5 protein-coding genes and 1 pseudogene are annotated in these 3,962 nt (G+C 70.8%); 4 read left to right on the top strand and 2 right to left on the bottom strand.

Features of this window, described 5'->3' with window-relative positions; translation table 11 throughout:
* The 3 genes from AB0C29_RS37215 to AB0C29_RS37205 all read left to right on the top strand — a co-directional run.
* A partial coding sequence (locus tag AB0C29_RS37215; protein ID WP_360830651.1) for a uridine kinase occupies nucleotides 1-559 on the top strand: 559 nt, incomplete at its 5' end.
* A 220-nt stretch (nucleotides 560-779) separates the two neighbouring features.
* A complete protein-coding gene (locus AB0C29_RS37210) occupies nucleotides 780-1,202 on the top strand; it encodes a TraR/DksA C4-type zinc finger protein (RefSeq protein ID WP_360830648.1) in 423 nt (140 codons plus the stop codon).
* Between the two features lie 71 nt (nucleotides 1,203-1,273).
* A complete protein-coding gene (locus AB0C29_RS37205) occupies nucleotides 1,274-2,140 on the top strand; it encodes a DUF72 domain-containing protein (protein WP_360830645.1) in 867 nt (288 codons plus the stop codon).
* Here AB0C29_RS37205 and AB0C29_RS37200 read toward each other — a convergent pair.
* Nucleotides 2,137-2,925 carry an aminotransferase class IV gene (locus tag AB0C29_RS37200; protein ID WP_360830642.1) on the bottom strand — a complete coding sequence of 263 codons (789 nt, stop codon included), beginning with the start codon at nucleotides 2,923-2,925 and terminating at the stop codon, nucleotides 2,137-2,139. The genes AB0C29_RS37205 and AB0C29_RS37200 overlap by 4 nt on opposite strands.
* Nucleotides 2,926-2,934: 9 nt before the next feature.
* Nucleotides 2,935-3,666 carry a DUF72 domain-containing protein gene (locus AB0C29_RS37195; protein WP_360830654.1) on the bottom strand — a complete coding sequence of 244 codons (732 nt, stop codon included), beginning with the start codon at nucleotides 3,664-3,666 and terminating at the stop codon, nucleotides 2,935-2,937.
* A gap of 112 nt (nucleotides 3,667-3,778) precedes the next feature.
* On the opposite strand from AB0C29_RS37195, the pseudogene AB0C29_RS37190 reads away from it, so the two are divergent.
* Nucleotides 3,779-3,962: pseudogene (locus AB0C29_RS37190) on the top strand (BatC protein); the annotation flags it as partial.

Below are 3,962 nucleotides of genomic sequence, written 5' to 3'. Positions count from 1 at the left end.
GGACGGCCGGCTGCGGGTCGCCGTCGACGGCGCCGACGCCGCCGATCCCGCGGCGCTGGCGGACGCTCTGGTCGACCCGCTGCGGGTCCGGGGCCGCTCGGCGGTACGCGTACGCACCGACGACTTCCTGAGGCCGGCCTCGCTGCGACTGGAGTTCGGCCGCACCAACCCCGACTCGTTCTACCTCGGCTGGCTGGACGAGGCCGGCCTGCGCCGCGAGGTGCTCGACCCGGCAGGCCCGGGCGGCAGCGGGCGCATCGTGACCCGGCTCCGGGACGCCCGCACGGATCGCGCCACCCGCGAGCCGTACCGGGAATTGCCCCCGGACGCGGTGGTGATCGTCAGCGGGCCGCTGCTGCTCGGCTCCGGGCTGCCCTTCGACGTCACCGTCCATCTGCATCTGTCGGCGGCCGCGCTGGAGCGGCGCACCGAGCCGGAGCAGCGCTGGACGCTGCCCGCGTACGCCCGCTACGGCGCGGAGGTCGACCCCGCCGCTTTCGCCGATCTCGTGGTCCGGCTGGACGACCCGCGGCGCCCCGCCGTGGTCGTCGGATCATGAATGAATCGCTCGTCACACCCCCGCTGAGCTGCGACGCGAAAGCTGGATCGCGCAGTCCGTGGCGGTAACGTGCACTGACAGTTATGCTGCGGTTACTTTTTTGCGAGGGTCCCGTTTGGGATCTTCGGCGGTGGGTATCTGCGGGCTCCACGGTGCGACGCCAAGGGCCGGCGCGGGGGACGTCCACCGGCAGGGGCAGAGGGAAGGGCAGGGGGAGCACATGCTCGTCAACAGCGCGGTCATCACGGGTAAAGGTGCCGACACCGCCAAGGGTCGCTCCAGCGATGAGGTCGACCAGATCCGGGAGTTGCTGCGGGCCCGGTTCGACGATCTGACGGCCGAGTACGAGGAAGCCGTCGCCGAGAACCAGAAGCTCCGGCTCGTCGAGATCGGCGACGCCGCCGGTGACGACCAGGCGGACAGCGGGTCCAAGACCGCGGAACGCGACGCGGCGTCGTCGCTCATCCGCACTCTGCTCGACCGGCGGACGCAGGCGGAACACGCCATGCAACGCCTGGAGGACGGCACGTACGGCAACTGCGAGGGCTGCTCCAAGCCGATCCCGGTGGAGCGGCTCGCCGTCTTCCCGTCGGCCACCTCGTGCGTGGCCTGCAAGTCCAACCGCGAGCGGCGCGCGGGCTGACGTCAGGCTTGATCCGGTCCGTCGCCCGCACCTGGGCGGCGGACCGGCCGTATCGGGGTTAACTTGGCCTGATGGGCGAGATCCGGGTCGGCACCGCTTCGTGGACCGACAAGACGCTGCTCGAGTCGGGCTGGTATCCGCAGACCGCGAACACCCCGGAGAAGCGGCTGGGGTATTACGCCAAGCAGTTCCCGATCGTCGAGGTCGACGCGACGTACTACGGACCGCCGGCCGAGCAGACCACCAAGCTGTGGGCCGAGCGCACCCCGGACGGCTTCACGTTCAATATCAAGGCGTTCAGCATGCTGACCGGCCACCCGACCAAGGTGTCCGCGATCTACAAGGACCTGCGCCCGGAGACCGACAAGAAGAACGTCTACCCCGGTGACCTGCCGCCGCAGACGTACGAGGAGATCTGGACCCGCTTCCTGAGCGCCCTGGATCCGCTGGTCGAGGCGGGCAAGCTGGGTGCGCTGCTGTTCCAGTTCCCGCCGTGGTGGGGCATCCGCCGCGACAACAAGGACTATCTGCGCGAGGTCGCCGCCCGCTGCCGGCCGCTGCGGCCGGTCTTCGAGTTCCGCAACGCTTCCTGGTTCGACGGTGACAACGCCGAGGAGACCCTGGAGTTCCTGCGCCGGCACGAGCTGCCGCTGGTCTGCGTCGACATGCCGCAGGGCCACAAGTCGTCGGTGCCGCCGCTGATGGCCGCGACCACCGACCTGGCCGTGGTGCGCTTCCACGGCCACAGCGACAAGTGGACCAGCAAGGACATCCACGAGAAGTTCGGCTACCTGTACTCCGAGAAGGAGCTGCGGGAGTGGGCGCCGAAGCTGCGCGCCCTGGCCGACGAGGCGAAGCAGACCCACGTCCTGATGAACAACTGCGCGGGTGACTACGCCCAGCGCAACGCCACCCAGCTGATCGAGCTGCTCGGCTAGAGTTCGTCCCAGGGCACGGTCTCCCACGCCTCCTGCAGCGCCTCCGCGAGTTGACCGTCGTCCTTGAGCGGCAACTCGTCGATGCTGGCGATGGGCTGCGCCGGGCGGAGCGAGTTGGCCGCCGCGGCCGCCGCGAAGCCGCTGAGCTCCTCCGCGTCGATCGGCCGCAGTGTCCACGGCGTGCCGTTGATCGACATGGCGATCTGCAGCAGCACCATGGTCACGCCCCTGAGCACCGGCGCGTCCGGCCACACCACCTGCGCGCCGTCCCAGAAGGCCACGTTCCACGACGTGCCCTCCCGCACCCGGCCGTCGTGACCGACGAAGAGCGCGTCGTCGAAGCCGGCCAGCCGGGCCTCGCGCAGCCGGTAGTTCAGGCCCATCGTCGCCACGTGCTTGTGCTCAGGGAGCTCGCGTTCGTAGCGCACGGTCTGCACCCGTAGCGCCGGGCCGGGCTCCGGCGGCGCCGGCTCGGAGACCGACACCAGCACGTCCGGCGGGGCCTGCTCGTGGGAACCTGGCACGAAAGTCACCCGTACGGAGGCGTCGCGGACCTCGCCGAGGGCGTGCCGGATCAGCCCCAGCAGCCGGTGCTCCTCGGCCACCCCGATGCGGTGGCCGAACAGCTCCTCCGCCCCGTCGGCGAGCCGAGCCAGGTGCAGGGCCAGGCCACGGACCCGGTGGTCACGCACCTGCATCGACGTGTAGTGCCCATAGTTCACGGTGGCGATCCGGTGCAGTTGCGCCAGGTCCGGCGTCCGCCCGTTGAGCTCGACGTTCAACACCTCATCAACCTACGGCGTCCGGGTGACCTTGAGTCCGCGGCGGCGGGCCTGCGCGGCCATCGCGGCGGCGTCGGTGACTGCCGCGCCGCCGGGATCGTTGTTGAAGAAGACATACGTGGGTACGCCGGGCAGCCGGTCCAGCCAGGTCGCCAGCGACGTACGCCCGTACCGCGGCCAGGGCTTCGCGCGCCCCTCGTGCATCCGCAGGTAGCCGAAGTCGGCGGTGACCCAGAGCGGTGTCACCGGCCGCCCCTTGCGGTCGGCCCAGCTCAGCGCCGCGTTGTGCCGGCGCAGCAGTTCCCGCACCTCGTCGGTCCACCACGAGTCGTGCCGCGGCTCGACGGCGACCTTGACCTCCCTGGGGAACAGCCCGAGCGTCTCGTCGAGCGCCGCCACATCGATCTTGAGCGTGGGCGGGAGCTGGAGCAGCACCGGGCCCAGCTTGTCGCCCAGGGCCTCGGCGCGGCCCAGGAACCGGGCCACCGGCTCGGCGGGCTCCCGCAGCCGTTTGATGTGGGTCAGGTAGCGGCTCATCTTCACCGCGAACACGAAGTCGTCCGGCGTACGCGCCCGCCACTGGGCGAAGGTGTCGCGTTCCGGCAGCCGGTAGAAGGCGTTGTTGACCTCGACGGTGTCGAACGACTCGGCGTACTTCTCCAGCCAGAGCCGCTGCGGCAGCTTCGGCGGATACAGCCGGTCCTCGCCGCGCCAGTCCTTGTACTGCCAGCCGGACGTCCCCATCACCAGCACGCCGTGGTGTTACCCACGTCGCGGCCCGGTTAGACGTGATCCACGCAGGGTAGGAGCAGATCTCCACCTGCCCCAGCGTCGGGGCGACACGAAGGAGCTTTCCATGCGACTCAGCGACGACGACATCACCGGCGGCAGCGGCGTTTCGGGCGAGGGTGTGGCCGACGGCGGCGCCAACCCGAACGGTCACGACGGTGGCGCGGACGGCGGCGCGGGCGAGGGCCCGGCCGACGGCGGCGCGAACCCGGCCGGTCACGACGGCGGTGCCGACGGCGGCGCCGGTGCCG

The sequence above is a fragment of the Actinoplanes sp. NPDC048791 genome, from assembly GCF_040650095.1.
GTDB lineage: Bacteria > Actinomycetota > Actinomycetes > Mycobacteriales > Micromonosporaceae > Actinoplanes.
This window is presented reverse-complemented; position numbering and strand designations above follow the sequence as displayed.